Here is a 2,289-nt window from a genome sequence, read left to right as displayed (position 1 = left end):
AGGTGCAACAGCTGTTGCGCCGGCAGCTGCTGGAGCATGTGGGTAGCCCACTGGGCCGGGTGTCGTTCAGTGCGGGGATTGCTGTGGGAGACCTGGCGCGAGAGGGGGTGACGGCCGAGCGCCTGATGGCCGCGGCGGATGCGGCGCTGTACCAGGCCAAGCGCCAGGGACGGGATGGGTATTGTGTGGCAGAAAGTTCGGTGGTGGGTGTAGAGGAATGAAGGCCCCGGGTTGCCTGTACCGGCGATGGGCTGCAAAGCAGCCCCGGGGTCTAGTTATCTATACCAAGGCGCATCGCACAACGGCCCTCGAACCCATGGGCACGCTCGCCGGCCAGAATCTGCTGCAAGCGTGCATCCAGCAGCCCCTCATCAATCACCTCGAACCCCAACCGCGCATAGAACGGTGCATTCCATGGCACATCGGCAAAGGTGGTCAAGGTCAGCTCCCGCGCCCCTACCTGGCGCGCCGCATCGGCCACCTGCTGCAGCAGCTTGCGCCCGACACCTTGCCCCTGGGCCTCCAGGCGTACCGAAACTTCATGAAGGTGTAGCGCCTGATCCTCGAGCCGGGCACAGGCAAACCCCAGAATGCACCCATCCAGGTCCTCGACCACCCAGCTACCGCCTGCGTCGACAAACGCCCGGTGAGCCTCGCAATCCATCACGTCACCCTGCGCCAGCCATGCCAGTGCCGGCCAGGCGGCAAAGGCCTGGGCAGCCGAGCGTTCGACGCCCGGTAGCCATTGAATGTCCTGATCGAGGGTAGGGCGAATGCGCATGAAGAAGTCCTTTCGTTCTAGTCTGTAGCCAGTACCTGCGGCTGCAATTGCCAGCGCACCGAGCTGACACCTTTCTCCAGGCTGACCCGGCTGACCAACTGCTCCAGTTGCGCTGGCGCCTGCGCGGTACCCAGCAGTTCGGCGCGCACTTCCAGGCGTGCAGGGTTCGCAAGGTCTTGGCTGTGCAGTGACTGCAGCCTCAGCTGCGGGTCGCCCAGGCTGTGCAACATCAGGCTGCGGACCTGGATCTCGTCCTCGGCGCGGCAGACTATGCGCACCTCGAAGTGCTGCTCTACCTCGCTGGCCGGCACCATATCCTGGCGGTCCAGGCGCTGGGCAATATCGCGCAACAGGATATTGGCGCACAGCACCGCCAGGCTACCCAGCGTCGCTTCCAGCAGCAGCCCAAGGCTGCACAGTACGCCGACCGCGGCCGTGCACCACAGCGTGGCGGCGGTGTTCAGGCCACGCACGTTGAACCCGTCGCGCATGATCACGCCGCCACCGAGAAAACCGATGCCCGACACCACATACGCGGCGACACGCGATGCGTCGGTCGGCGCCATGCCCGGCACCGCTTGGGTCATTAGCACGAACAGGCAGGCACCGGTGCTAACCAGTGCATTGGTGCGCAGCCCGGTCAAACGCTGGCGCAATTGACGCTCGGCGCCAATCAGCGCCCCTAGCAGCAAGGCGATGCTGACACGCAGCAGAAATACGTTCCAATCCATAGCAAACCTCTTCCACGGGCACACGCCCGCATGAACGCCATCAGCTGGCGTGGTTGAAAAACCAGAAAATGCGCAGGACCATGGAGGGGAAGGAAGAAAAGGAGGGTTACAAGAAACCACCGTCTTGCCAGGCCGGCCAGACAGTGCAGAACACTACCTGACTAGCGCGCCACGTGGGCCTGTCGCATGCGACTGGGGCTACTGTCCAATGCAGGGCTCCTGTTCAGGGATGCAAAATTGCGTCGTGGACCTTACGCCCCGTGGCAGGCCAGGTCAAGGGTGAAAAGATGACAATGGGTTCATCCGTACCGGGCCTGCAACAGGTCACGCCTGCATGGAAAAAAACGCGGGCAATCGGTACCCTTGCGCCTTCCCTTGCCATCCCCGGACCGTTCCATGCTGTTCAATCTCGCCGTACTGTTCGGCACCCTGGTGGCCATGGAGGGCGTTGGCACGCTGGCTCACAAGTACATCATGCATGGCTGGGGCTGGTGGCTGCATCGCTCGCACCATGAGCCGCAACTGGGCATGCTCGAAACCAATGACCTGTACCTGGTGGCCTTGGGGCTGATCGCTACGGTGCTGGTGGCCCTGGGCAAGGGTGGTCATGCGCCCTTGCAGTGGGTGGGCGGCGGGGTGGCGGGGTATGGCGTGCTGTATATCGTGGCCCATGACGGGTTCTTTCACCGGCACTGGCCACGCAAGCCACGGCCGGTCAACCGCTACCTCAGGCGCCTGCACCGCGCGCACCGGTTGCATCATGCGGTGAAGGGGCGC

At 63.7% G+C, this 2,289-nt stretch carries 4 protein-coding genes; 2 read left to right on the top strand and 2 right to left on the bottom strand.

Translation table 11 applies throughout. The features are described from left to right. The coding region (locus JV551A3_RS15105) for a diguanylate cyclase domain-containing protein (RefSeq protein WP_133978878.1) at positions 1–221 on the top strand (221 nt) is incomplete at its 5' end. Between the two features lie 50 nt (positions 222–271). On the opposite strand, the gene JV551A3_RS15100 is transcribed toward JV551A3_RS15105, so the two are convergent. Both JV551A3_RS15100 and JV551A3_RS15095 read right to left on the bottom strand, forming a co-directional pair. Beyond that, positions 272–781 carry a GNAT family N-acetyltransferase gene (locus tag JV551A3_RS15100; RefSeq protein ID WP_133972843.1) on the bottom strand — a complete coding sequence of 170 codons (510 nt, stop codon included), beginning with the start codon at positions 779–781 and terminating at the stop codon, positions 272–274. A 17-nt stretch (positions 782–798) separates the two neighbouring features. After that, the gene (locus JV551A3_RS15095; RefSeq protein WP_133972845.1) at positions 799–1,512 is read right to left on the bottom strand and encodes an MgtC/SapB family protein; all 714 of its coding nucleotides are present in this window, start codon (positions 1,510–1,512) and stop codon (positions 799–801) included. Between the two features lie 396 nt (positions 1,513–1,908). On the opposite strand from JV551A3_RS15095, the gene JV551A3_RS15090 reads away from it, so the two are divergent. Then, a partial coding sequence (locus JV551A3_RS15090; protein ID WP_133978876.1) for a sterol desaturase family protein occupies positions 1,909–2,289 on the top strand: 381 nt, incomplete at its 3' end.

This window comes from Pseudomonas inefficax (assembly GCF_900277125.1).
In the GTDB taxonomy this organism is placed as follows: domain Bacteria; phylum Pseudomonadota; class Gammaproteobacteria; order Pseudomonadales; family Pseudomonadaceae; genus Aquipseudomonas; species Aquipseudomonas inefficax.
Note: the sequence above shows the minus strand (reverse complement) of the source record. Positions and strands in the feature narration are given on the sequence as shown.